The organism is Chryseobacterium gleum (assembly GCF_900636535.1).
Lineage (GTDB): Bacteria > Bacteroidota > Bacteroidia > Flavobacteriales > Weeksellaceae > Chryseobacterium > Chryseobacterium gleum.
The window spans coordinates 5,275,797-5,301,283 of the sequence record NZ_LR134289.1 but is presented as its reverse complement, the minus strand read 5'-3'; the positions used below and the strand labels follow the sequence as shown (position 1 = coordinate 5,301,283).

The 25,487-nt window shown below is 37.4% G+C and carries 29 protein-coding genes and 1 tRNA gene; 17 read left to right on the top strand and 13 right to left on the bottom strand.

Translation table 11 applies throughout. From position 1 onward, the window contains the following. The 3 genes from EL165_RS24390 to EL165_RS24380 all read left to right on the top strand — a co-directional run bounded on the left by EL165_RS24390 (position 1) and on the right by EL165_RS24380 (position 4,515). The gene (locus EL165_RS24390; RefSeq protein WP_002980904.1) at positions 1 to 204 is read left to right on the top strand and encodes a helix-turn-helix domain-containing protein; all 204 of its coding nucleotides are present in this window, start codon (positions 1 to 3) and stop codon (positions 202 to 204) included. Between the two features lie 193 nt (positions 205 to 397). Further along, complete coding sequence (locus tag EL165_RS24385) at positions 398 to 1,270, top strand: ABC transporter ATP-binding protein (protein ID WP_002980905.1); 873 nt, start codon at positions 398 to 400, stop codon at positions 1,268 to 1,270. 2 nt (positions 1,271 to 1,272) lie between these two features. Further along, positions 1,273 to 4,515, top strand: a complete 3,243-nt coding sequence (locus tag EL165_RS24380) for an ABC transporter permease/M1 family aminopeptidase (RefSeq protein WP_002980906.1) — start codon at positions 1,273 to 1,275, stop codon at positions 4,513 to 4,515. A 146-nt stretch (positions 4,516 to 4,661) separates the two neighbouring features. On the opposite strand, the gene EL165_RS24375 is transcribed toward EL165_RS24380, so the two are convergent. Next, the gene (locus EL165_RS24375) at positions 4,662 to 6,917 is read right to left on the bottom strand and encodes a polyribonucleotide nucleotidyltransferase (RefSeq protein WP_002980907.1); all 2,256 of its coding nucleotides are present in this window, start codon (positions 6,915 to 6,917) and stop codon (positions 4,662 to 4,664) included. Positions 6,918 to 7,354: 437 nt separating this feature from the next. Here EL165_RS24375 and EL165_RS24370 point away from each other — a divergent pair, with 437 nt between their 5' ends. Both EL165_RS24370 and EL165_RS24365 read left to right on the top strand, forming a co-directional pair. Beyond that, positions 7,355 to 8,776, top strand: a complete 1,422-nt coding sequence (locus EL165_RS24370; protein ID WP_041461863.1) for a sugar MFS transporter — start codon at positions 7,355 to 7,357, stop codon at positions 8,774 to 8,776. Positions 8,777 to 8,900: 124 nt separating this feature from the next. After that, positions 8,901 to 9,260, top strand: coding sequence for a DUF4260 domain-containing protein (locus EL165_RS24365; RefSeq protein ID WP_002980910.1), 360 nt, complete (start codon positions 8,901 to 8,903; stop codon positions 9,258 to 9,260). Between the two features lie 223 nt (positions 9,261 to 9,483). On the opposite strand, the gene rpsO is transcribed toward EL165_RS24365, so the two are convergent. Then, complete coding sequence (gene rpsO / locus EL165_RS24360; protein ID WP_002980912.1) at positions 9,484 to 9,753, bottom strand: 30S ribosomal protein S15; 270 nt, start codon at positions 9,751 to 9,753, stop codon at positions 9,484 to 9,486. Between the two features lie 173 nt (positions 9,754 to 9,926). On the opposite strand from rpsO, the gene EL165_RS24355 reads away from it, so the two are divergent. From EL165_RS24355 to EL165_RS24340, 9 genes are all read left to right on the top strand, one after another. Next, positions 9,927 to 10,475: a hypothetical protein gene (locus EL165_RS24355; RefSeq protein WP_002980913.1), complete on the top strand. Its 549-nt coding sequence runs from the start codon at positions 9,927 to 9,929 to the stop codon at positions 10,473 to 10,475. A 337-nt stretch (positions 10,476 to 10,812) separates the two neighbouring features. Next, positions 10,813 to 10,953, top strand: coding sequence for a bacteriocin-like protein (locus tag EL165_RS26690; RefSeq protein WP_165490886.1), 141 nt, complete (start codon positions 10,813 to 10,815; stop codon positions 10,951 to 10,953). Positions 10,954 to 10,984: 31 nt separating this feature from the next. Beyond that, a complete protein-coding gene (locus tag EL165_RS26015; RefSeq protein WP_002980914.1) occupies positions 10,985 to 11,131 on the top strand; it encodes a bacteriocin-like protein in 147 nt (48 codons plus the stop codon). A gap of 150 nt (positions 11,132 to 11,281) precedes the next feature. Further along, complete coding sequence (locus tag EL165_RS26010; RefSeq protein WP_002980915.1) at positions 11,282 to 11,431, top strand: bacteriocin-like protein; 150 nt, start codon at positions 11,282 to 11,284, stop codon at positions 11,429 to 11,431. Between the two features lie 17 nt (positions 11,432 to 11,448). Beyond that, positions 11,449 to 11,610, top strand: coding sequence for a hypothetical protein (locus EL165_RS26005; RefSeq protein ID WP_002980916.1), 162 nt, complete (start codon positions 11,449 to 11,451; stop codon positions 11,608 to 11,610). A 159-nt stretch (positions 11,611 to 11,769) separates the two neighbouring features. Continuing rightward, positions 11,770 to 13,092 carry a magnesium transporter gene (gene mgtE, locus EL165_RS24350; protein WP_002980917.1) on the top strand — a complete coding sequence of 441 codons (1,323 nt, stop codon included), beginning with the start codon at positions 11,770 to 11,772 and terminating at the stop codon, positions 13,090 to 13,092. A gap of 26 nt (positions 13,093 to 13,118) precedes the next feature. Then, complete coding sequence (locus EL165_RS24345; RefSeq protein ID WP_002980918.1) at positions 13,119 to 13,859, top strand: ABC transporter substrate-binding protein; 741 nt, start codon at positions 13,119 to 13,121, stop codon at positions 13,857 to 13,859. A 48-nt stretch (positions 13,860 to 13,907) separates the two neighbouring features. Continuing rightward, complete coding sequence (locus tag EL165_RS26535) at positions 13,908 to 14,030, top strand: hypothetical protein (protein ID WP_002980919.1); 123 nt, start codon at positions 13,908 to 13,910, stop codon at positions 14,028 to 14,030. Between the two features lie 14 nt (positions 14,031 to 14,044). Next, positions 14,045 to 14,374, top strand: coding sequence for a cupin domain-containing protein (locus EL165_RS24340; protein WP_002980920.1), 330 nt, complete (start codon positions 14,045 to 14,047; stop codon positions 14,372 to 14,374). A 51-nt stretch (positions 14,375 to 14,425) separates the two neighbouring features. On the opposite strand, the gene EL165_RS24335 is transcribed toward EL165_RS24340, so the two are convergent. Both EL165_RS24335 and EL165_RS24330 read right to left on the bottom strand, forming a co-directional pair. After that, the gene (locus EL165_RS24335; protein WP_002980921.1) at positions 14,426 to 14,875 is read right to left on the bottom strand and encodes a GAF domain-containing protein; all 450 of its coding nucleotides are present in this window, start codon (positions 14,873 to 14,875) and stop codon (positions 14,426 to 14,428) included. A 12-nt stretch (positions 14,876 to 14,887) separates the two neighbouring features. After that, on the bottom strand, positions 14,888 to 16,315 hold the full coding sequence (locus tag EL165_RS24330) for a hypothetical protein (RefSeq protein WP_002980922.1): 1,428 nt from the start codon (positions 16,313 to 16,315) through the stop codon (positions 14,888 to 14,890). Positions 16,316 to 16,369: 54 nt separating this feature from the next. On the opposite strand from EL165_RS24330, the gene EL165_RS24325 reads away from it, so the two are divergent. Continuing rightward, a complete protein-coding gene (locus EL165_RS24325; protein WP_041461864.1) occupies positions 16,370 to 17,137 on the top strand; it encodes an MBL fold metallo-hydrolase in 768 nt (255 codons plus the stop codon). Positions 17,138 to 17,230: 93 nt separating this feature from the next. Next, positions 17,231 to 17,310: transfer RNA gene (locus EL165_RS24320), tRNA-Leu, on the top strand. Here the strand turns inward: EL165_RS24320 and EL165_RS24315 are convergent. Further along, positions 17,264 to 18,838, bottom strand: a complete 1,575-nt coding sequence (locus EL165_RS24315; protein WP_081457790.1) for a recombinase family protein — start codon at positions 18,836 to 18,838, stop codon at positions 17,264 to 17,266. The two genes, EL165_RS24320 and EL165_RS24315, sit on opposite strands and share 47 nt — an antisense overlap. A 19-nt stretch (positions 18,839 to 18,857) precedes the next feature. After that, complete coding sequence (locus tag EL165_RS26000) at positions 18,858 to 19,019, bottom strand: hypothetical protein (protein ID WP_002980924.1); 162 nt, start codon at positions 19,017 to 19,019, stop codon at positions 18,858 to 18,860. 690 nt (positions 19,020 to 19,709) lie between these two features. Here EL165_RS26000 and EL165_RS24310 point away from each other — a divergent pair. Beyond that, positions 19,710 to 20,153, top strand: coding sequence for a JAB domain-containing protein (locus tag EL165_RS24310; protein ID WP_002980925.1), 444 nt, complete (start codon positions 19,710 to 19,712; stop codon positions 20,151 to 20,153). A 185-nt stretch (positions 20,154 to 20,338) separates the two neighbouring features. Here the strand turns inward: EL165_RS24310 and EL165_RS24305 are convergent, their stop codons facing one another. Genes EL165_RS24305 through traJ form a run of 7 tightly spaced genes read right to left on the bottom strand, consistent with a single transcriptional unit; the run spans position 20,339 to position 25,486 of the window. Then, on the bottom strand, positions 20,339 to 20,785 hold the full coding sequence (locus tag EL165_RS24305) for a DUF3872 domain-containing protein (RefSeq protein WP_002980926.1): 447 nt from the start codon (positions 20,783 to 20,785) through the stop codon (positions 20,339 to 20,341). A 12-nt stretch (positions 20,786 to 20,797) separates the two neighbouring features. Further along, a complete protein-coding gene (locus EL165_RS24300) occupies positions 20,798 to 21,358 on the bottom strand; it encodes a conjugal transfer protein TraO (protein ID WP_002980927.1) in 561 nt (186 codons plus the stop codon). A gap of 1 nt (position 21,359) precedes the next feature. Further along, positions 21,360 to 22,259, bottom strand: a complete 900-nt coding sequence (gene traN, locus EL165_RS24295) for a conjugative transposon protein TraN (RefSeq protein ID WP_002980928.1) — start codon at positions 22,257 to 22,259, stop codon at positions 21,360 to 21,362. 15 nt (positions 22,260 to 22,274) lie between these two features. Continuing rightward, positions 22,275 to 23,573 (bottom strand): conjugative transposon protein TraM, encoded by a 1,299-nt coding sequence (gene traM / locus EL165_RS24290; protein ID WP_002980929.1) that lies wholly within the window; start codon positions 23,571 to 23,573, stop codon positions 22,275 to 22,277. A 3-nt stretch (positions 23,574 to 23,576) separates the two neighbouring features. Further along, the gene (locus EL165_RS24285; protein WP_228370541.1) at positions 23,577 to 23,846 is read right to left on the bottom strand and encodes a hypothetical protein; all 270 of its coding nucleotides are present in this window, start codon (positions 23,844 to 23,846) and stop codon (positions 23,577 to 23,579) included. A gap of 10 nt (positions 23,847 to 23,856) precedes the next feature. Next, on the bottom strand, positions 23,857 to 24,480 hold the full coding sequence (traK, locus tag EL165_RS24280) for a conjugative transposon protein TraK (protein ID WP_002980931.1): 624 nt from the start codon (positions 24,478 to 24,480) through the stop codon (positions 23,857 to 23,859). Positions 24,481 to 24,493: 13 nt separating this feature from the next. Beyond that, positions 24,494 to 25,486 carry a conjugative transposon protein TraJ gene (gene traJ, locus EL165_RS24275; protein WP_002980932.1) on the bottom strand — a complete coding sequence of 331 codons (993 nt, stop codon included), beginning with the start codon at positions 25,484 to 25,486 and terminating at the stop codon, positions 24,494 to 24,496. Between the last annotated feature and the right edge of the window lies 1 nt (position 25,487).

Genomic DNA, 25,487 nt, shown 5'->3' with positions numbered 1-25,487 from the left:
ATGCCAATTATAGTCAACTTAGATGTAATGCTTGCCAAACGAAAAATGCAGAGTAAAGAATTGGCAGAAAAACTGGGTATCACACCCGTTAACCTTTCTATCCTGAAAACAGGTAAAGCCAAAGGCGTCCGCTTCGATACCCTTGAAGCGATCTGTAAAATCCTTGAATGCCAGCCGGGAGATATTCTTGAATTTAAAGAGTAGTTGGGATTCGGGGTGCGTGTTGCGTGTTGCGAGGTTTGAGAGTAAGAGTGTTTGAGAGTGAGAGTTTGAAACTTCACTTCTAACTTCCAGCATCCAGCTTCTAGCTTCCAACCATAAATTTTAAACTTTAAACTTTAAACCCAAAATTGCTACCGAAAGGCCGCCTGTCCTTCTATTCCCCAAACACAACGCTATGAACACATTAACCATCAACAACCTTAGTCTTACCTATAAAAATGGTTTTCAAGCTATTAAGAACATTTCTCTTGATATCACAAACGGAATGTTCGGGCTGCTTGGTCCGAACGGAGCCGGAAAATCTTCTCTGATGAAAACCATTGTTGGACTTCAGAAACCCACTTCGGGGACTCTGCTTTTCAATGATGTGGATATTGTTAAAAACCCTGATTATATTAAACAGAATCTGGGATTTCTTCCCCAGGATTTTGGCGTGTATCCGAAAGTTTCCGCGTATGATCTTCTGGAACATATAGCCCTATTGAAAGGTATTAGTGATAAAAACAAACGTAAAAATCAGATTTTGGGTCTGCTTGAAAAAGTTAATCTTTCTGATTTTTCAAAAAAAGAGGTCCATACTTTTTCAGGCGGAATGAAACAGCGTTTCGGTGTGGCACAGGCTCTGCTAGGAGATCCGAAAATTATCATTGTCGATGAACCTACTGCAGGACTGGATCCTGAAGAACGCAATCGTTTCAATTCATTGCTGAATGATATCAGCCAGGAGGTGATTGTTATTCTTTCTACCCATCTCGTGGAAGACGTCAGAAACCTCTGTTCGGAAATGGCAGTAATGAATCATGGACAGATCCTTCGAAAAGGAAATCCGGGAACATTAATCGCTGAACTGGAGAACAAAATATGGTCAAAACCTATCCACAAAAACGAGCTGGAAACTTATGGTTCCAATTATGAGATCATCAGCAGACAATTACTGGAAAGAGAACTTCACATCACCATATTTTCTGAAGAACCCCCGAAAGACTTCAGTCCTGTAAATCCTCTGCTGGAGCACGTTTATTTCCATACGCTTACTCAAAAACTTTAATCATGAACACTTTATTTTTATTCGAAGCCGGACGCTCTTCCAAGCACTGGCTTACCTATCTTGTGGCTTTACTTTTAATAAGCCTGGGGATCTTTTGCGGCAACCAGTTCAATCTTTCTGCAGGAGAAGGAATTTATCTGAACTCGCCTTACACTATAGGTTTTATGACCGGGATGCTGAGCCTTTCTGTTATCTTTTTTGCTACCGTTTATGCGTTACAACTGTTGTTCAGAGACCAGGATTCAAAATTTGACAGCATTCTGTTTTCTTTCCCCTTTTCAAAATTCACTTACCTGAAAGGGAAATTTTACGCGTATTTCCTTCAGACATTTTTAAGTTTTACATTCTTAATGACAGGCTTTCTCCTGGGGCAGCTGATGCGTACAGGAAGTGAAATGCAGGAGTATTTTAATATCTTATATTACCTCTACCCATTATTGATCTTCGGGCTAATCAACAGTTTTTTTGTATGCGGTTTTTTGTTTCTTATTGCATTTACAGTAAAGAAGAAACTGCTGGTTGTGGTAGGCGGGCTCCTTCTGTATGTAGTGTATATGATCATTTTACTATTTTCCAATTCTCCTTTTATGACGGGAAGTCTGCCTCAGTCATTGGAAACACAACAATTTTCAGCTTTGACTGATCCGTTTGGATTATCTGCTTATTTTATGCAAGCCCGGGACCTTACTGCTCATGAGAAAAATATCCACATGGTACCTTTCACAGGCTACCTTTTGTTCAACAGGATCTTATTTTTCCTACTCTCTTTTGGATTTTTATTTCTATCTCTTACATTATTTTCTTTCTCCAATACATCAGGGCACAAAGTAAAAACACGGGGAAATCTTCAATCATTTTCTGAAATAGGCACATTGGAATATTCTACTGTTGCTCAAGCTTTTAACTGGTGGAGTTCATTCCGGTCCGTATTATCTTTCGTAAAAACAGACCTTACCTATCTGTTTAAAAGCATTGCCGTTCCTGCAGTTTCCATTCTGCTGTTATTCTTTGTCGGAATGGAAATGTATGCTGAAATTGAAAAAGGAATCCGCCTTCCACAGAAGTATGCAAGCTCGGGCCTGATGGCAACAACCATCTCAGAGAATTTTCATCTGCTTGGCCTATTGATTACGGCTTATTTTCTGAATGATATTTACTGGAGAAGTCAATCTTCCGGATTCAACCTGATTGAAAACAGTGCTTTATTTGCAAAAAACCGGTTAACAGGTCATTTTGTTTCGGTAAGTTTACTCCTGTTCTTCTTTACCGGTATTGTAATGGTTCAGGGAATTATTTTCCAGGCAACTTATCAGTATTTTCATATTGATTGGAACGCCTACCTCGGTGTTTTCCTTTTCAATACTTTTCCTTTGATCTTATTTTCAGGGTTTATCCTGTTGATTAACGACAGAATCCCCAATAAATTTATAGCGCTGGGAGTTTCCGTTCTTGCTGTTTTTTTATTGTCGGGGCCGGTTTCCGGGAAAATCATTACCTATCCTCTTCTCAGAATATTTTCAGATTTCAAAGGGACTTACAGTGACTTTAATGGATACGGAATTTATGAAAAAGCTTTTGCACAAAGGCTTGTATTCGGAGCCGGAATCATCAGTCTGTTGTGGTTATTCTACAGTATTGTAAAGGTAAAAAAAATACATGTTTCCGCTTTGGTTTTCACTATCTTCCTGCTGATTTCAGGGGTCATTGCCGGAATATTCTTTATGAAAGGATACATTCCGAAAAATGAAGCACAGAACATCTTAAGTTCTGTAGAATATGAAAAAAACTACCAGAAATATGAAAATATTCCGCAACCTGATATCACTGGTATTACTACAGAAATTAAGCTGTATCCTTCGGAAAATGCTTATCAGATCGCCGGAAAATATATACTTACCAACCAAACCAATCAACCTGTTAATAAGATTCTTATCAATTTTAATAAAGACTTAAAGCTTGAATCTGCTGTACTAACATCAGGAAATGAAAGAACAGAGATTCATCAAAACATCACGGAAGTTTCATTAAAACAACCTCTCCTGCCGGGAAAAACCGCTTTTCTTGATTTTATATTATCTTATCAGTGGTTTGCTGTAAACGGACATCAGCCTTTTAATGCTATCATAAAAAACGGATCATTTATGAGAATCAGCAGGTATTATCCTGTGATTGGTTATCAAAAAGATTATGAAATCCAGGATCAGAAACAGCGTGATCATTTCAACCTGGAAAATCGCACAGGATTGAAAGAACCTGAAGCTCCTGAAGTGGAAAAAAAAGATTTTATCAACCTTAATATGATTGTTTCTACCGAGCAGGATCAAACGGCCATAGGTACCGGAGATCTGATAAAAAAATGGACAAAATCCGGACGAAATTATTTCGAATATAAAGCAGAGCAGATTCCTTTCCGGTTTGCCGTTTCTTCTGCAAAATATAAAGCAAAAAGTATGAATTATAAATGGATAGCCGTTACTGTCTTTTACCATCAAAAACATTCTGAAAACGTCAGCCATCTTCTTGAAAATGCTAAGCTTACCTTAGATTACTGCATGCAGAATTTTGGACCATATCCTTTTAAAACCATCAGTTTTGCGGAAATTTCTTCTTTTACCCGGGGCTTTGCCGCTACAGCTTACCCTTCAGCAGTCTTTATGCCGGAAGATATGATTTTTCATGCCAATATACAGGCAGACAAGAACCAGGATGTCATTAATGAGCTGGCCGGGCATGAGCTTTCCCATCTTTGGTGGGGAAACAGCCGGATTGATCCGGATGACCGGAAAGGCGCTGTGATGCTTACTGAAACGTTAGCAATGTATACGGAAATGATGCTCTATAAAAGAATGTATGGCAAAGAAAAAATGATGGAAAGAATCAAGGTACACCAGCAGATTTACGATAATGAAAAAGGGTTGTCTGAGAATGTACCTATTTATAAAGCTACGGGAAATGTTCCTCACATTTCTTATTCCAAGGGTGCAATTGCTATGGTACAGTTGAGCAATCTGATAGGTGAAGATCGTGTGAATACAGCTTTAAAAAATTTTCTCAATAACAATCAATATCCAAAGAAGCCCACTTCATTAGACCTGATCCGTGAGTTTTACAAAGTTGCTCCTGATGCCTCAACCCGAAAACAGATTGACAGGTTATTTAAAACTACAGAAGATATCATTTTTATTTCCGGTCCTGATACGGCTTCCACAGAAGCAAAATTAAAGGAACCGATTGATGGATTTTAATTTTTTCTGAAAATATTTTTCAGTAATGATAACAAAATAAAATGACCTACACCTTTAAAAATTACTTCAATGCTTTGCATTCCGCAATGACATAATAGCAAAAATCCCTCAGTTTGAGGGATTTTTTATAGTAAGAATGAATCTTATTATGCTTCGTTAGAAGGAGTCTGGTTTTCCACCGGCTTTTCGCTTTGTGGTCTTTCACCTTGCGGCTTTTGTCCTTCAGGTCTTCTCTGTCCTTCAGGTCTGCCTTGTCCTTCATGTCTTGGTTTTCCTTCCGGCTTCGGAGGTCTTGGTAAAAGCACTTTACGGGAAAGCTTCATTTTCTTACGGTCATCATATCCCATGAACTTCACCTCTACCTCATCACCTTCTGCATAAGGAACTTTGTCAAGACGAGCCCACTCAATTTCAGAAATGTGAAGAAGTCCTTCTGTTCCTTTAGCAATCGCTACAAATGCTCCGAAATCCATTACTTTCACTACTTTACCTTTGTAAACTTCGCCTACAACCGGTACGAAAGTAATTTCATTGATCTTAGCAATAGCAGCATTGATCTTTTCTCTGTCTGTTCCTGCAATTTCGATACGTCCGATTTCTCCGATTTCCTCAATTGCAATAACCGTATCTGTATCTTTCTGTAACTGCTGAATAATTTTTCCACCAGGCCCGATTACAGCACCGATAAAGTCTTTCGGAATCTCCATTACTACCATTTTCGGAGCGTGAGGCTTCACGTCTGCTCTTGGCTGAGAAATAGTTTCCGTGATTTTGTTCAGGATGTGTAATCTTCCGTCTTTAGCCTGCATTAAAGCTTTCTCCATGATATCCATAGAAAGTCCCTGGATTTTGATATCCATCTGACAAGCTGTGATACCGTCTGCAGTACCTGTTACTTTAAAGTCCATATCTCCAAGGTGATCTTCATCTCCTAAGATATCAGAAAGTACAGTAAATTTACCTGATTTTGTATCAGTGATCAGACCCATTGCAATTCCTGAAACAGGTTTTGTAATCTGAACCCCTGCATCCATCAAAGCTAATGTACCTGCACAAACTGTTGCCATTGAAGAAGAACCGTTAGATTCCAGGATATCGGAAACAATTCTGATTGTATATGGATTTTCTGCAGGAATTACTGCAGTTAAAGCTCTCTGAGCTAAGTTTCCGTGTCCTACTTCTCTTCTTGAAGTACCTCTTAAAGGTCTTGCTTCACCTGTAGAGAATGGAGGGAAATTATAGTGTAAGAAGAATCTTTCGTCGTGCTGCGTGATTACGCTGTCGATCATATTGGCATCTTTTACAGAACCCAGAGTTACTGCTGTCAACGACTGAGTTTCACCTCTTGTAAAGATTGCAGAACCGTGAGCTCCCGGAAGATAATCAATTTCTGACCAGATAGGACGGATCGTCTGTGGATCACGACCATCAAGACGGATATTGTCTTCAAGGATCATCTGACGCATTGCTTCTTTCTCTACGTCATGGTAATATACTTTTACGAAAGGAGTTACTCTTGCCAGTTCTTCTTCGTTATCAGCATACTGTGCTAAGAACTCTTCAAGAACAGCTTTGAATTTTTCTCCTCTTTCTTCTTTATTGGATGGCGTTTTTGCTACTTCATATACTTTATCGTAACACTCTTTCCATACTTTTTCACGAATTTCTTCATCGTGTTCTTCGTGATTGTATTCTCTCTTAGGGAAAGCTTTTCCAACTTTAGCTGCCAATCTCTCCTGAGCTTCGATCTGTTTTCTGATCTCGGCATGAGCGAAGTTGATAGCTTCAAGCATTTCCTGCTCAGAGATCTCCTTCATTTCTCCTTCTACCATTACGATGGAGTCTTTAGTAGCCCCAACCATAATGTCGATATCTGATTTTAATAAATTTTCATAGCTTGGATTAACTGACAATTCTCCGTCAATTCTTACGACTCTTGCTTCAGACATTGGTCCGTTGAAAGGAATATCTGTAATTGCAATAGCTGCAGAAGCTGCCAGACCTGCCAATGCTTCAGGCATTACTTCTTTATCATAAGAAATCAATGAGATCATTACCTGTACTTCCGCGTGGAAATCTTCAGGGAAAAGAGGACGTAATACTCTGTCCACCAATCTCATGGTAAGCACTTCATCATCAGATGGTTTTGCTTCTCTACGGAAGAAATTTCCAGGAATTCTTCCACCTGCATAGAACTTTTCTCTGTAATCTACCGTTAATGGTAAAAAATCTACACCAGGATTTGCTTCTTTGTTGGCTACAACTGTTGCTAAAAGCATTGTTCCGCCACATTTCACCACTACAGATCCGTCAGCCTGCTTAGCCAGCTTTCCCGTTTCGATAGTGATTTCCCTGCCGTCTGCAAGGGTAATCGTTTCTGTAAACGCTTGAGGTATACTCATAAATTTGCTTCTTTATACTCCGTATTGAGTATGATTAATATTTAAACTCTTTAAATTTTCGTCTGCAAAGGTACTATATAATAATGAAATATTAAATTTTTCGATTGCATAAATAGGCTCTTAAAATACAAAAAATTGGCTATCAATGCATGAAAATTTTACTATTTATATCTGAAATCCCGTCCTGTTCATGATTTATGAAAATAAAAATCAGTTTTTTAAAGATAATGTATTGAAAAATCCTGCTGTTTTTGTATTATTGTCTCAAAAAATGAAAATAAGGAAGCTAATTGAAAAAATATCCGTTTCATTATAAAAACCAATAAAATTATTGCAAAGACATAGGCTGATGCCTATATTTGCCCTACTTCACCAAATACAATGCTGTAGGTAAAAAAAAGTTAAGGAATTATCCTTATACAGATAAATACATGTTTATGATTAATAAAGAAGTACAATCCAAAGGCAGGAATTATACGGTTCCATTGATTACCATCACCCTGCTGTTTTTTATGTGGGGCTTCATCACCTGTATGAATGACATCCTGATCCCCTATCTGAAGCAACTTTTCAGTCTTACCTTTTTCGAATCCATGCTGGTACAGTTCTGTTTCTTCGGGGCTTACTTTATCGGATCTCTGATTTATTTCCTGATCTCTATCACGAAAGGGGATCCCATCAATAAATTAGGATATAAAAAAGGAATTCTTTTCGGAATTTTCCTGGCGGCGCTGGGCTGTGTACTGTTCTATCCTGCAGCTACATTTTCGTATTATCCGCTGTTTCTGGGCGCCTTGTTTATTTTAGGACTAGGCTTTACCGTATTGCAGATTACTGCCAATGCGTATGTTTCCTTGCTGGGAAGTGAAGAATCTGCCTCAAGCCGACTGAATATGACACAGGCATTCAATGCATTCGGGACAACCATTGCACCGGTGCTCGGAGGGCATCTTATTTTTGAATTTTTCTCTTCTCCGGATGGATCCTTCAGCGCAGTAGCTACAAGAATTCCTTATCTTATTTTCGCAGGAATCCTTTTGTTGGTAGCTTTATTGATTTCAAGAGTTAAGCTGCCTTCGTTCCAGATGGGTGAAGAAGAAGTCGTAAAAGGCTGGGGAGCACTGGAGTTCAGTCATCTGAAATTCGGGGTATTTGCTATGTTCTGCTATGTGGGCGGAGAAGTTGCTGTGGGAAGTTTTATCATCAGTTTCCTGGAACAACCGCAGATAATGGGCTTTAATGAAATCATCAGCAAAAATTATCTTTCCCTATATTGGGGAGGGGCCATGATCGGACGTTTTCTTGGTGCAATTTCATTGAATCAATCTTTAAGCCAGAAAAAAAAGGCTGTTTATATGCTTGGGGCGGCAGGAGCTGTTTTCCTTGTCATCTTCAGTATTGTGAACCTTACTTTTTCTCAGATCAGCTTTTTCCTGGTATTCATCGTTCTCAATTTCATTGCCTTTTTTGTGGGTAAAGCGGCTCCGGCAAGAACGTTATCCATCTTTGCAGCGATTAATGTAGCTTTATTGATTTCCGCTATGGTAAATTATGGTGAACTGGCGATGTACAGTATTCTGGGAATCGGAATTTTCAATTCTATTATGTTCTCCAATATTTATACACTGGCTATTTCAGGATTGGGTAAATATACCAGTCAGGGATCATCATTAGTGGTTATGGCCATTTTAGGAGGAGCTATTGTTCCTATTTTCCAGGGCTATCTTGCAGACCAGTTTGGGGTACAACATTCCTTTATTATTCCTGTATTCTGCTATCTGGTTATTCTGATCTTCGGAGCATACTGTACCAAATATCTTGGTCATGTGGAAAGCACTGAAGCTAAAGCAGGTCATTAAAATCAACTTTATTAAAATATATAAGCGGAATATTTCAAAGTATTCCGCTTTATTTTTTTCATACTTTGGAATGTAACTTTCGCAATAAAAAAATGACTCATCATACATACAGAACAGCATTACAATGAAAACACAATTACAGCTTGAATACGCAGCATTTCTATTGTTAGGAATTTATGCTTTTGCCCAGACAGGATATTCCTGGTGGTGGTTTGCCGGATTATTCCTTGCACCGGACATTTCCATGTTGGGTTATACGGTTAATAATAAAGTGGGTGCTTTCTTTTACAATCTGTTCCATCATTTCGGAGTTGCCATTATCATTTATCTTGCAGGTACAGCTCTATCTCTGCCCTATTTACAAATTGCCGGGGCCATCTTATTTTCCCATTCTGCATTTGACAGAATTTTAGGATATGGTTTGAAATATCCGGACAGTTTTCAGAATACGCATTTGGGAAAAATTGGTAAGAAGGCTGAGTAGTTTAGGGTATAAACCAACCGCCAAAAATTCAAAGAATTTTTACCACCCCTCCGGAGGAGGAGAATTTTTACTACTTCAGTTGGAATATTTGGCTGTAATGAGAACATTATTCATACAGTTTGTCATTCCATAGGAATCCAAACACTTTACATTTCGCAATGGTATTAAAACAAAAAAGCAACCTCTTTCGAAGTTGCTTTTTGTTTTTGAAAATCTTTATAGATTATTTTCTTAAACCTAGTTCAGCGATGATCGCTCTGTATCTTGCGATATCTTTATTTTTAAGGTAATCTAGTAATCTTTTTCTCTTACCTACCAATTTAACCAAAGATTTTTCAGTGTTGAAATCTTTGTGATTGCTCTTCAAGTGAGCAGAAAGGTGGTTAATTCTGAAAGTGAAAAGTGCAATTTGTCCTTCAGCACTTCCTGTGTCTTGTGCAGATTTTCCGTGTTTTGCGAAAATTTCCTGCTTTTTGTCTGTTGTTAAGTACATTCCAATATTGTTTAATGATTATTATGTAACGGGTGCAAAATTACGACTATTTTTTGATTCTGCAAACATTATTGATTTCATAAATCAAATTTGATAGAAAAAAATGTTAAAAAATTCTTAATAAATTATATGCAATCCAACGAAAAGGCAGTAATTTTGCATTCGAATTACAAATGAAAAAAATTATATTCTTTGCAGCGGTTACTACTTTTTTATTCATCGGATTTACTTCGGTAAAAGCCCAGAAAAATACTGATGACAAAATTAAAAAAGTCCTTTACTTCAATCCAGAAGTAGAGCCGGATATTGATGAAATAAAAGATCCCACCAACAATGCATTCTTTGATGCCGTTACCGATAATTTCAGCGGCAGAAAAAACAAGATGCTTCGCGCTGAAGTTCAGATTCCCTTTGACAGCATAGACAAACAGACTATTGTAGATTATTGCCTCAATAATGATGCTGATTTTGCCATTGTTTCCAAAGTAAGATATTTCAAAGTAGGTTTTGGCAAATATGTTTTTTCCAATCAGGTAGTGGTAAGCATGAAATTATTTGGTGCTGATGGCAACCTTGTCGCTGAAACAGATCATGATACTTACCGGAAAAATATGCGTCTTCTGGGCTCTACCGTGAATTCTGTTAAAATAGGAACTGAAGGTGCTATAAAAGGAATCATCAAAAAACTGAGAAAACTGAAACCGACGGAAGCGGAGCTTTAAGATTCAAGGTTTAAGGTTTAAGGTTTAAAGTTAGAATATACAGCCTTTCATCATCAATGGTCAATTTTGCTTCGTAAGTCAATGGTGAATTTGCTATAGAGATTAATATATATCTAATTCATTCATCATTCATCATTTATTTATATTTTAAGTATTTCCTTTACTCTGAATTATAAAAATTTTCACATTATATAAAAGCACTTGTTTACATTCGTAAGCAGGTGTTTTTTGTATAATAAACTCCATAAGCAATTGATTTGCAATTAAATATTTTCACCAAATAAGGAATTATTAAATATTTTTTACTATTTTAGTTCAACATTAAAACCAAAATCATATGAAAAATCTAAAGAAACTCAGTAGAGAAAAAGCAAAACAAGTTAATGGAGGATCAATGGAAAGATGCAGTGACACTAATCCATGCACAGTAGGATGGTGTTGTTTCGGAATCTGCTCACCCTTTATCTGTATTGAATAAGAAGTAAACTAACAACATAAAAATCAAACTCATGAAAAATCTAAAAAAGCTAAGCAGACAAGTACAAAAGGAAATCAAAGGCAGCGGGCCTTTCAAAAGATGTACAGAACATTATGAATGTCCGGGTGGATCATGTTGCCACAACACCTGTGTTGTTAATCCATGTCCTCTGGAATAATATATGATCATTACAGACACCTGCATTTGTAGGTGTTTTTGTTTACATCATAAATAAAATATTGGTTTACAATAAAATATTTTCACTCACAATTGAATAATATAGAAATATTTATTATTTTAGTCTGACATTAATTTAAACTATAACTATATGAAAAATCTAAAAAAACTAAGCAGAAATGCTGCCAAAGAAATCAATGGCGGCTTAGGACCGTTCAGATGCAGCATCACAAGACCTTGCTCTGTTGGGTATTGCTGTAACGGAGAATGTCTGGATCATGACTGTATGATAGAGCCTTAACTAATCTCTTTATCGTTATGAAAAAATCACATCTTAAAAGACTCAACAGGCAGGAACAAAAAGGAATCATCGGAGGTGCAATAAAAAAGTGCGGCGACGATTCAGATTGCGGACCTTATAATTGCTGTGTAAACAGTGTCTGCACCTTCATTCCTACTTCAGAATGTGGACCAATTTAAAAGAATATTGGACTTTAAATTTAATTTTTGAACATCTGCCCCGGCAGATGTTTTTTGTCTTACAGAAGCATTAAAGTTTAATTAATCCTTAATTTTGCCACTTTATTGCGCAGTCTTAAAAATTTGAATTATTTTTGCATATCCAAAAAATTTCACGTTTTGAATTCTAGAGACGAACTTATCTTCAACCCTGCCGATATTGCCGAAACTCTCAGCGAACTTCCTGCTGATGAGAGGCTGCTCGCGTTCCTGAAGGTTCCGAAAGAGTACAAAGCAGAAGTTTTTTCACACCTTGATCCTGATTTCCAGGAAGATACCATCAGAAGTATCGGGAGCGATGAAGTTTCTGAAATCCTGAATGCGATGACTCCGGATGACAGAACGGCTCTTTTCGAGGATTTTCCGGACGAGCTGATCAAGTATTCCATCAATCATCTTAACCCGCAGGAAAGAAGAATTGCTTTAAAGCTTCTAGGGTATAACTCAGACTCTATTGCCCGTCTGATGACGCCTTATTATATTCAGATCCGTAAGGAATGGACAGTAAAAAGATGTCTGCAGCAGATCAAAAAGGTAGGAAAAAGAGTGGAAACCATGAACTACCTGTATGTGGTAGATGAAAGAAACCGCTTAATTGATGACCTTGCCATCGGAACTTTACTACTGGAAGAAGAAGATACGCTTGTTTCTGATATTACAGACAATCATTTCGTAGCGATTACCACTACAACTTCTAAAGAAGATGCGGTGACGTATTTCGAAAAGTATGACCGCGGTGCCCTTCCCATTATTACGGAAGCCGGTGTTCTGGTAGGAATTGTAACGATTGACGACATTCTCGATCAGATTGAGCAGCAGAATACAGAAGATATCCAGAAGTTCGGGGGATTGGAAGCCCTGGACCTTCCGTATACGCAGACATCATGGACTGAAATGATTAAAAAGAGAGCAACCTGGCTGATCATTCTATTTGTTTCGGAAATGCTGACTGCTTCTGCGATGGGATATTTTGATAAAGAAATTGAGAAAGCTGTTGTGCTGGCCTTATTTGTTCCGTTGATCATTTCCAGCGGAGGAAATTCCGGATCACAGGCAGCAACACTGATTATCCGTGCCATGGCGCTTCAGGAAATCAATCTGAAAGACTGGTGGTACGTTATGAGAAAAGAGATTATTTCCGGATTATGCCTGGGAGCAATTTTAGGAGTTATCGGATTTATAAGAATCATGCTCTGGCAGCAGATTGGTCTGTTCGATTACGGCCAATACTGGGTATATGTAGGATTAAGCGTCTCTGTTTCCCTGATTGCCATTGTATTATGGGGAACATTATCAGGTTCCATGATCCCGTTTGTATTAAAGAAATTAAAACTTGACCCTGCCACTTCTTCAGCTCCATTTGTAGCAACATTGGTGGATGTTACGGGACTTATCATCTATTTTACGGTAGCCGGACTTTTCTTAACCGGAAAACTTTTGTAATTTTAGGCATCATCTAACATGCCAATATGAAAATCGTTTCACTTGTACCTTCTATTACGGAAGCATTATTTGACCTTGGACTGACCGAAAATGAAGTAATAGGAAGAACAAAATTCTGTATTCATCCTCAGGAAAAAATAAAAAATGTTTCAGTAATCGGCGGGACGAAAAACATCAATATTGAGAAAATTAAAGCCCTGCAGCCAGACCTTATCATTGCCAATAAGGAGGAAAACGTAAAAGAACAGGTGGAAGCTTTAATGGAGGATTATAAAGTAATGGTGACCAATATTGACACCATTGAAGACAATTATTACCTTCTTAAAAATCTTGGAAAACTTTTTGGGAAAGAAGAGAAAGCCCAACTTTACAATCTTAAAATTTATGATGTACTGAATCAGGCAAAGCTAGACAGTCCTGTTAAAGCAGCATATCTTATCTGGAAAAATCCTTACATGACAATTGGTTCAGATACTTTTATTCACAGAATCTTATCGGAAATCGGTTTTCAAAATATTTTCAAGGACAAAACCCGTTATCCTCAAATCACTACTGAGGATCTGGGAGATGCTGATGTTATTATGCTTTCCTCTGAACCTTTTCCATTTAAAGAAAAACATATTGAAGAACTGAAGGTTTTCTATCCTGATAAAAAGATAATGATTGTAGACGGAGAGGCATTTTCTTGGTATGGAACCCATATTGCAAAATGTGAAAATTATTTCAAAGAATTACTGACCGAAATTCACCTCATGCAGCAGAGCTAATTTTTCACCATCAACTTTAAACCCAAAACTTTAAACATTGAACTTTATATGTCTGATACCATTATATTATCCGAAGGAGCAGAATTTGACCATGTTATACAGGAAGTTTCTAAATACATCCACCTGTATGTAATGGCATTTGAAAAAGAAGAAAGAACCATCACGCGGTAGACAAGCGCGAAAATATGTATGGCGGAAAGGGAACGGTATATATGCTCCAGATGTTTGACCAGAAAGAACTGGCCAATAACCGTCTGGCCGCCTATATGGTTTTATTGAACAAAGGAGATGAATCCGGGTTTCATACCCATAATCTGAGAAATGAGCAGGAGCTGTATGTAGTTGTACACGGAACCGGAGAATATCGTGAAAGAACCGGAACGGAAGGACCCATCCGGAAGAAAATTCTTCACAAAGGAGATATTACGGCTATCAGTTCGATTGGATACCATTCCATCGAAAACACAGGGAATAAACCTTTAATTATGTTTGTGATTACGACCAATAATTCATAAAAAACTCCGGCTTGACAGCCGGAGTTTATATTATATCATTTTGAAACTGAATTACAAAATTTTGGCTACTTCCCCACAAAGCCATTCCAGCAATTCACGGTCTTCGTTGGTAAACGGATCAATGGTATGAGAATCAATATCGATCTGACCGATATTTTTTCCATCCTTAAAAATAGGAACTACGATTTCTGCCTTTGTATCGATAGAGCAGCTTAAATAATTGCTTTCTTCATGTACATCCGGAACCACAAAAGTTTCATTGGAAACCGCAACCTGACCGCAAATTCCTTTTCCGTAAGGGATGATAGTATGATCTGTAGGGGCACCTACGTAAGGGCCTAAAATCAACTCGTCCTTATCTCCGTTTTTGAAATAGAAACCTGTCCAGTTGAAGTAGGAAATCTCCTGATCCAACAGGTGGCATACCTTTTCAAGCTTTTCTTCTGTATTATGTTTTGGACTTTCAAGAATTGAGGAAAGTCTTTTCTTTAATTCTGACATTGTATATATATTTTAAGAGAATTGTTTTAGGGAAAGCTCTTCTTTATATCCGAACATTCCACGCTCTTTAATCATTTCTGCTACGCCATCCGGAACCTGAGTTTCCCAGCCTTTCACACAACATGCAATTTTTCTCAGTATCTCTCTTGAGTAAATTTCCAAAAACTCCGGATTATAATTGGTAATATCTACAATACGGTTGTTGTGTTTGAAATATTTGTATAATTCTTTCAGATTTTCTTCTACTTTTAGGTTTGAAGAATCCAGCAGCTGATGTGTTTCCGGATCTTTATAAGGATACAGGTAAACCCTCATTCCGTTTCTGAAAAACTTTCCGAATGCTTCCAGAATTCCTCCTGACAGATTTTTATAATATTTCTCATCGAATACCATCAACAGGTTATTTACACCCATTGCTACCCCGATATCCCCGCTTGTATAAGACGCAAAATAATCAATCAGTCTGTAGTATTCAGAGAAGTTTGAAATAATAACAGTATATCCCAGTTTGCCTAAAATATCCACTCTGTCAAGGAAATCTCTTTCATCAATATCCCCGTCTGCCCTCAGGTTGGAAATGGTGATTTCGATAAGGACTTCTGTTTCTTCATGGGTACAGGTGGCATCTTTGAAAAACATATCCATCCCGTTTTTAAGCATGTCAATGTTTACTTTCGTTACCGGTCTGAAGCTCCCTCTTACCGCAAAAATATTTTTCTTGTATAATACGTCTGCCGGCAGCATGTTGTTCCCCTGTGAATTGAAAATAACAGCATCAGTCATTCCGTTTTTCACTAGCTGAAGGGACATCAGTCTGTTATCTACATAGGCAAAAGCCGGTCCGCTGAAATCGATCATATCAATCTCCAGGTTATCTTTTGCGATATCATCGTATAGAGATTCTACTAAAGTTCTTGGGTTATCAAAGTAATTGAAAGCTCCGAAAATAAGGTTTACACCAAGGTTACCTAAAGTTTCCTGCTGAAGAGTAGCGTCATTTTCCTTGAATTTTACATGGATAACGATCTCATTGTAATCTTCATTTTCTTTGGTCTGAAAACGGATTCCTACCCAGCCGTGGCCTTTTACAGTCTTATCAAAATTGATGGTTGTTACTGTATTGGCATAAGAAAAGAATTTTCTATCCGGATTATTATCTCTTGAAATTCTCTCTTCAATCAAAGCGACTTCATACCGAAGCATTTTACGAAGTCTGTTCTGGGTAACGTACCTGTTTTTTACTTCTTTTCCGTAGATGGCATCACTAAAATCTTTGTCATAAGCAGACATTGCCTTAGCAATCGTACCGGAAGCTCCCCCTGCTCTAAAAAAGTGGCGAACAGTCTCCTGCCCTGCTCCAATTTCTGCGAAAGTACCATAAATAGTAGGATCTAGATTAATTGTTAATGCTTTTTGTTTAGGAGTTAGTTTCTGATACATTAGGACATGAAATTTTTTGTAAATTTACCAAAATTAAACCAACCTCAAAACAAAATGAAGTTGAAATTTTTAGGAACCGGTACTTCTCAAGGTGTACCTGTTATAGGCTGCACATGTGAAGTGTGTACTTCAGAAAATCCCAAAGATAAACGTTTACGTTCTTCCGTGATGGTTACTACGGAGGAAAATAAAAAAATACTGATCGACTGCGGTCCGGATTTCAGGCAGCAAATGCTTACCAACCACGAACACACTGTAGACATTGCATTGATTACCCATGAGCACAATGATCACGTCATCGGATTGGATGATATGCGGCCACTAATTTTTAAAAGCGGAAAAGATGTTCCGCTCTACTGCTACTCAAGGGTGGCTCACGAAATAAAAAACAGGTTTCCATACGCTTTTGCTGATGTGAGGTACCCCGGCGCACCTGCTTTTGAACTTCACGAGATTGAAAACAAACCTTTTGAGGTATTGGATACTGAAATCACCCCTGTAGAAGTGATTCACTATAAAATTACTGTGTTCGGATATAAGTTTAAAAAGCTTGCCTACATTACAGATGCGGGATTTATTTCCGAAACAGAGAAGGAAAAACTGAAAGATCTGGATGTTCTGATCTTAAACTGTATCAGAAAATTTGATCCTCATCCTGCCCATTTTATTCTTCCCGATGTTATTAAATTGTTCGAAGAGCTCAAACCTAAAAAATTATTTCTAACCCACATCAGCCATCATCTTGGACTGCATGACATTGAAGATAAGGAGCTTCCGGATGGAATTCACCTTGCCCACGATGGTTTGGAACTCAGTTTTTAAAAATTTTTCTTCAAAAACCTTTTGAACATTGAAAAAAGTTCCTATATTTGCACACCAATTTGAAACAAACATCACGTTTGAAATCAACATCAAGCCCAGGTGGCGGAATTGGTAGACGCGCTGGTCTCAAACACCAGTTCTTAGGAGTACCGGTTCGATCCCGGTCCTGGGTACAAGACCGGAAAGAGGTGATAATTCACTTTCTTTCCGGTTTTTTTTCGCACCTAACTCATTGTTTATCTGGTATATATAAGAGAGCAAAACATTGGGTCGGGTGGTTCGATAATGATTTTCTGAAAATTGCAATTTTTCAGGAAATATCGAACCAATTATTTTACGTTTTACCTCGATATCCCCATCAGTATAGACTTTCGCAAGGTTTACTAGGTTCGATAATGCTTGGTCTAGTAGTTTTTGAAAATCTATTTTCTTATTATCTTTTCCTTTAGTTAATTTAACTTCAAGCTTTTCAATTTGTACTTTACAGTCGGTCTTAATTTCAAGATAATCTTCATCATCAATTACCTCCTCCATTAGTTTATTTCTTGCCTGTTTCAATCTGTTGTTTAAACGATCTATTTCTAATAGAATTGCTTTCCTCTCTCTTTGGGGATTATTGATTAATTTTTCAAAATTTTGCCTCAACACTTTTTTCAAATAATTTTTTATAGATGCGCGCATTTCCAATGACTGCAATATTTCTAAAAATTTAGAATTAATAATCTCAGATTTGTAACGGTATGAACACGGTGACTGGCAATGATAGTAATAATATTTATTTCCAGAACGTCCCGTAGAGGCACTGCCTGTAATCAAATGACCACATTCCGGACACACAAGGAAACCTCTTAATGGCAAATTATCGTCAGACAGTACTTTTACATTAGGTCTGGCTGGATTCACATTTCCATCCATTATACATTGAACTTTTTCGAATAGTTCTTCACTGATCAAAGGTTCATGAATACTTTTAACAAAATGAGCCTCCTCTTCATTGAATTGCTCCACGTAAATTTTCCCGCAATATGCGGTATTGCGTAAACTTGCAAGAAAGGCACTTATCTTAACTGACTTTCCATCTTTTCTGTTCATCATATCCATGATTTGGCTCGCTGAATAAACGCCTTTGGACATTTCATTAAATGCCCATTTCATATTGGAAGCTTCCGGTTCCTTCGGGATTACATACTTTTTCCCGTTCTCCGTTATTCTGTTAGCGTAGCCATAAGGTGCCCTTCCCATTAATCTGCCTTCTTTTTTAGCACGGCGCATTCCATAATAAGTATTCAGAGCGCGCCTGTCGTTTTCAACTTCCGGTGCAGCAAGATATATAGCCAGCATCATTTTATTTTCAGGAATTGAAAGATCTAAAGGTTGCTCAATGGCCTGCGGTTCAACGTTAATTTTCCTAAGTATGTTAATCATTTGATACGCATCGCCAGCGTTCCTGCTGAAGCGATCCCATTTTGTAAAAAGCAGCAGATCCGTTTTTGAGCTTTTTTTCTTTAGCGTATCCAGTAATTTAATCCACTCTGGCCTGATAAAAGTCTTAGCTGAGTAATCTTCATAAATGATTTGACCTACTTTAATGTTATTGTTTTCACAATAACGTTTTAATCGTTCCTCCTGATCTCTTTGCGAGTATCCCTTATCTGCCTGCTCATCAGTTGACACACGGATATATAAATCGGCTTTTTTCATATATAAATCTTAGAAAATATTATTGTTCTAAAAAACTCTTAATGGTAATTTTTAAGAGCATCGTCAGAAAGCTTAAAATATCTTTCGCCTCCTCAATGCTCAATTCAATTCCCTCCTCTTCTTTAAAAATCTTGATAATCTCCTCTATGGTAATGTTACTAATTTCAACTTTCTTCTCCATACCAATACTTTTTTAATAAAAGTATTGGACAACTGTTCTGAAATTAAACCCAGACACTTATGCGATGTATTTGGCTTTTAAATATAAACGTCTAACGCTTGAAAGATGTAAAATCAAACGAAACACTTAACGTCAACCATCAGGCGGAAAAAATTTTTATTTATAAAAGATGTGATTACGTTTAAATTTATTTTTTAGGTGCAACAAGAGAAAATTGATGCAAAGAAATTCATCATTCTTAGATTCAACTAAAATACAAATAAAATCAACATTGTTAATTTAAACATTCATTTCATATACAAAAACAGGTTATTGACTGCTATTACATGAAACATTTTCCATAATAAACCGGTAAAAAGGCAGCTAAGGTATTGTTGCCAGCCGTCTTGCTAATCCAACCAAAAGACTACGGCATAAACTGTTTCCTCCCTAAAGGTACCCTCCAATTATTCCGTTTCCTTTTGGTTTTATTCTTTGTCAACACTTCATATCTGCTTTCTTTTTTCCGGTTTTTCTTTTGAAAAATATTCAGCGAAGCCTGAAAGGCTTTTAAGAAATAGGACGGAGAAGAGATTGAAAAGGCTTTTGATCTAAAAAAGACACATAACAGTTCAAAGATGTTTTTAAATAAATGCTGTTTTAACTTAAGTACGGGAAACAAAAGGCTCTGCCGTACTCAGAGCAATAACAATGAAATATAATATCGTAAATGAGATCAAATTGATCTACACAAGAAAAGGAAATGCTGAAAAAAAAGTACTGAACTCCCAGGATGCTACAGATATTTTCAGGGAACATTTTGATGCAGATCAGATCGACTACAGAGAGTCATTTTACTCAATGTATATGAATCAGGCTAACAAGGTCTTAGGAATACAAAAAATATCAGAATCTGGAATTACCTCTTCTCTTGTTGACATCAGAATCATCATGCAGGGAGCTCTATTATGTAATGCCGTATCATTTATTATAGCCCATAACCATCCTTCCGGAAACCTTACACCTTCTCGCGAAGACATAAACATTACACAAAAAATAAAGGAGGCTGCCCAACTATTAAATATTAACATGCTTGATCATTGTATAATAACTTCAACCGACTCCTTCTCTTTCTCCAATGAAGGTATTTTATAAGGGACTTAAATTTCTAAAAATAAGAATCCAGAGCCGGTTCCCGTTCTGGATTCTTGTGGCGTCGCGGAAAGATGCTTGTCCTTTAGGAGGCCAACCATCTTTCCGCAAATACTAAACAATGCTTCTCAAATTAGATGGTTTTATTTGAAGTGGAAATATATATTTGTAAGCTAAAGAAATAGTATTTATCCGTTTAGCTTTTTGTTGTTGAATTGAAATTCAATTTTCTCCTCATTTCCAAAACTGTCTGAGAGCCATACCGTAAATGATTGTGAAACTTCAGAGGTTGAAGTATAATACAATCTGAACTCTTTCTCATAAAGAGGATAAATATCATTAGGAAAGTAAGGTTGAGTGTTATAATACTGCAGCTTTCCTGCTCCCTCAAACTGAAAATATCGAAGATAATATTTGGTGTCAGCAAAATTACCTTCAGGAATAATTTTGATACGGATCTCCACATACTCATCTTTAGCGATATCCTTAGGAACAGGCATAACCGACACCTTAAAAGGATAATTCTGCTGAATTTCCAAATCATCTTTCTCACATGATTGTACAAATAGTCCAATCACAAATAGTAGCAAGAAACACTTTAGTTGTATTTTAGCTGTATTAATTATATTTTTCATTTTTCATTATTTTTAGAAATTATATCTTATTCCTACCCCCAGCAGAGAGTGAAAATTAACCATTTGACTATTTTTCAAAAAGCGAAGTTGCCCGTTGACCAGGAAAACTAAATGCTCAGTCAGATAGCTTTCAATAGACAGCTTACCGTTCGTCCCATAAATAAAATTACCTGTAGAGTTAAGCTTTGATCCATCATACAACAATTCATCACCTCTATTAATCTGCTCGTAACCAACAAGACCTCCAATTCCCAGATTAAAATTGACATTTCGCATGAAGTCTCCCCATAGATAAAAACTGTAACCACCACTCAGCAGGAATGTATCTATCGGAATATCGCAGCTAGTGTATTTATAATATTTTCTGCTAAATTCTGTTAGTCCAAAGAAGTAATTACCATTCTTCGAGTAAGAAACAAGCCCAGTACTTAACATATAATTTTGTTTTTCTGGAGATTTTGGAAATACTGAATAGGTAAATTCAACACCAATTTGCTTGGGAATCATCTGTTGAGCAAATATTTTGCTACCCATTATCATCGTTAAGATGACTGTTAAAAATATTTTGTGCATCTTACTCCGTTTTAATGGTTAAACTGTTTATCAATCTTGCATGAACAATATCTTCATTTTCAAGCTGTACTTTCAGATGCCTTCCCCCATTCTTTTCCAGAATTTCAATCTCCAAAACCTGATCTTTTAAGAGTGTAAACTGATCAAGCATATAAATCCCTTTACTGTCTGAATGATCAGCTATTATCCTTTCCGGGAAATAGGTACGAACCTTCTCTAAAATCTTATCCTGAACGACCGTTCGCTTTAAGTTCTTTTTATCGACAATTTTAAAATTGACCCATTCAATAGCATACCCCACATTACTTTGATTCTTAACCTGCAATGTGAAATAAAACTTGCTGTCATTAACGTGCAGTGCTCTGACTGAAAACTCAATTCCATAGCTTTTTGAAACAATATGTTTAATAATTCTGTTGCTTTTCCTGTAAAGATTTTCCATAATGAGCCAAGTGAAAGATGTTGAGCTTCCTTTAAGATCTTCAAATAATACATCAGCATACTGTCGCTCCATACCTCTCTGAAGTTTTACTAAATCATAGCTGAGTATTTCCGGATAAGAACTGTAGGATGCATCAAAACTGTAAAATTTTCCATCTTCAGTAATGACCGAAAAATTAGTTTCCTCTTCAAAATCCCTGACAGCTGACTTAACACGAAGAACGTTTCCTATAGGCTCTGCCTTATTGGCAACCAAGAGGTCACTTCCCAGATCAACATATCGTATTGATGAGGGGAATATCAGATGACTTGTTTTATTGTAGGTGACGTTAATCCGGAAAGGGTCCAATTTTGCCTGTTCCAAGGAAATATAAGTTGTCACAGAATCCTGCCCAAATGCCTTGCTTACTAATAGAAGTAATAGCATAATGAGAATATAATGACTCTTTTGTGTATTCATTTTTATTTTTTTTGATTAGTTATTTTTGGGTAAGAGTAAAACTTGATGGCCAGCTTTTACAGTTACTTTCAATTGTCTGACTCTCTTCTGAAAATAACCAGACAGCCCCTGTACTACTCCCCTGCTCAGATCAGCTGCAATCTGCTGCCCTGCAGATTGGGTCATCATAATATTGGTGCCTGAAGTCTGGCTCATATTAGCTACAATATCGCTTACCGCATTCTGCTCCGCGGAATAAGGAACATACAATCCCATCTGACCGTCAGTGTCATAAACATTGATTTCTACAGGATAGATATTACCTTGAGATTGAATGGAAGATATTTTTAACTGAAGCCTCCCACCCTGAAATTTGCTTACAGCAATCAGTAAACTCCCAATTGGAATTTCAGCTCGTCCGACTTTCATCGCTTCTGAAAGCCTTATAGATAATGTACTTTCGTTGACCAAAGTCTTAGTTTCATAGACCACACCTCTTATTGCGTTTTTTGTTTGAACCGAGTTTTCTGAATCATTTTGACTGTCATAAAATCTATTCTGATTCAAACCTGCGACAAAAGCACTATCCGACTGGTCTCTGTATAATGAGGAAACAACATTGGAACGTACCGGTATTGCTGAAGTCAGTTTAACCTTCTTTTCCGTTGACTTTTCGATCTCTTCTTTTCCTGCTGGTTTTTCCTGCTTTGGCGTCGTTGGAAGATACTTAGCAGCCATTTGATACGATTTTTCCATGAGCTCTAACTGGTCGTTCATTCCCAGACCCGCAGGAACAGCATGATTTTGCATTGACTCATTCTTTAGCCTTGAAATTTCTTTCCTTAAGTTATTGACCTCCTGATTATCCCGATTATAGAATGAGCTTAAGTTCTGCTGTGCATTTCGATAACTGTTCAGAGCATTCTGATCAGATTGCTGAAGTACACTTTTAGTGGATGTTGAAGAAGGTGGGTTGCTATTATAGTTTACACCGTTCTGGTCATTCCAGTAATCTGATAAAGTTGTTATTGAATTTCTCTTTTCTTCATTCTTTTGCTCTAATAACTGCTGCTCATAAGCCTTTTGCTTATCAGACTGCAATTGACCGTCTTTTGCCTGTGGAATAGCTGCATTAAAGCCAGCCTCTTCAATAATGGTATGATCGGTTTTGGGCTTAAAGATGAGATAAAAGCAAGATGCACATACAGCAGCCATCAAAAAGTAGATGAAAGGTTTCTTTAATCTTTCCCATTGAGCCTTGGGATGATCATTCACTCCGTTAGAATTTTGGGAGAGATCATTTTCTGTCACTCTAATTTTCTCTGAATCTTTCATATTCTATTTTTTAGTGGATGAGTTTACTATTTCATTATGCGTCGATCCTTTTTCGATAGTTTTCTTAGAAATGCCGTCAATATGATTGATAGAAATGGTATTACTTCTTTGACCTGTAGAAATACAGATATTGACAATGACGATGACGGTTATCAAAACATAACCACCAAAGAAAACCTTGGTCAGGAATTTTTGTCGATCTACCGGAAGAGATTTCCAGTGTGTATCAATCTTTACAACATAATTTTCGAGTGTATCTCTTAGTTTTTTCATATCGGTCTTATTAGCGTTCAACAGTTTCGACATCTCTATTTTCAAGCACGTTGAATTTTTCAATGATAAATCCCTGAGGATTGCTGTCAGACCGTACAGAATTAACCAATGAACAGTTGGTAATTAAATTCCTGATGGTAAGATTGCTGGACCTGATAATGAATTGTCTTGCATAAGTTTTTACGTCATAAGGGTAACTATCAAAGTTGGCAACGACACTGTCTACCTCAACTCTCTGCTGGATATTACCTGAAATGATTCTGTTATAGTAACCTTTTTCCTGAAGGTCTTTATAGTAATTGAATGCGGATTGATCAGCCAAATTGAAAGCCCTTTTGACATTACTTTCAATAGCATTCTTATCTGGGGCAATGGTGAAGAATAATTCGTGAAATCGTCTCACATGCTCTCTTGCTTCTACAGGTCTGTTGATCGACATATCCTGAGATAGCGCTACCATTAATGATTTGCCGTTATCCAGCACATAGATCTTTTGACGCTGCTCTTCGGCAAACTGGTAGGATTTAAAGACAACTACACCTACTACTCCAAAACACAACACCGCAAAAACGAATGTAAACAAACGGATCTGCTTGAAGCTGCTCTCAATATTTCTTAACGTTTTAAATTCCATAGAACAGTAATTTTTATTTTAATAATCTTCCCGAAATATTTCCTGTTGCAGAACCTACTGCCGCTCCTGCGACATTACCTGATTTCGTGGCAGTCTGGTTCACATTACGCATAAAGTTGCCTGCACCTCCTGCCTGAATTACCCAGCCAGTCACCGTTGGCACCGTAAAATAACCTATGATCCCAATCACCATATAGATGATGTATACCGTATTGGAAGTATCAGGAATAAAGGTGGGATCTGCGAGCATCTCGATATCCCGTTCTAAGATCAAGGTTTGTATCTTGGCAAGAATGGCACTGAAAATATCAGCAACAGGAAGCCATAGGTAAACACTAACGTACCTGGTCAGCCACTGGGTTAAAGTTGTTTGGAAACCATCCCATACAGAAATGGCAAATGCGATAGGTCCTAATATTGAAAGGACAATCAGAAAGAAGGTTCTGATGGTATCAATAACTAAGGCTGCCGATTGAAACAGAATTTCAAGAAACTCACGGAAACCATCTCTGATATCTTTCTTGATGGCAAACATTTCTCGTTCAATATACATTCCGGACATCGTGACCAGATCCGATGGTGACCATCCGAGCTCTTCCAGCTTCTTGTCAAATTCTTCGTTTGAAATAAGATAAGCCATCTCCGGATTCCTGAGCATCGCTTCTCGTTCTAAAAGATCCTTTTTCTGTTGCAGCTCGTTCATATCCAAGACCTGATTCTCCAGCATTGAATGGCTTCCCTGAACGATGGGACTCATTACCCCATTAAGACTTCCTAAAACCAATGTGGTAAAAAACATAATGCAGATGCCTATGGCAAAAGGTCTCAGCATGGGAAACAAATCAATCGATTCTGCACGACTCAATGACTGCCAGACTTTTAGCGCTACATAGAATAAAGCGCCTAATCCGGCTACTCCTTTTGCTACCGCAGCCATATCAGCGCACATCGGCATCATTTCCTCATAAACGGAACGAAGTACTTCGTGTAAGTTATTCGGTTCCATC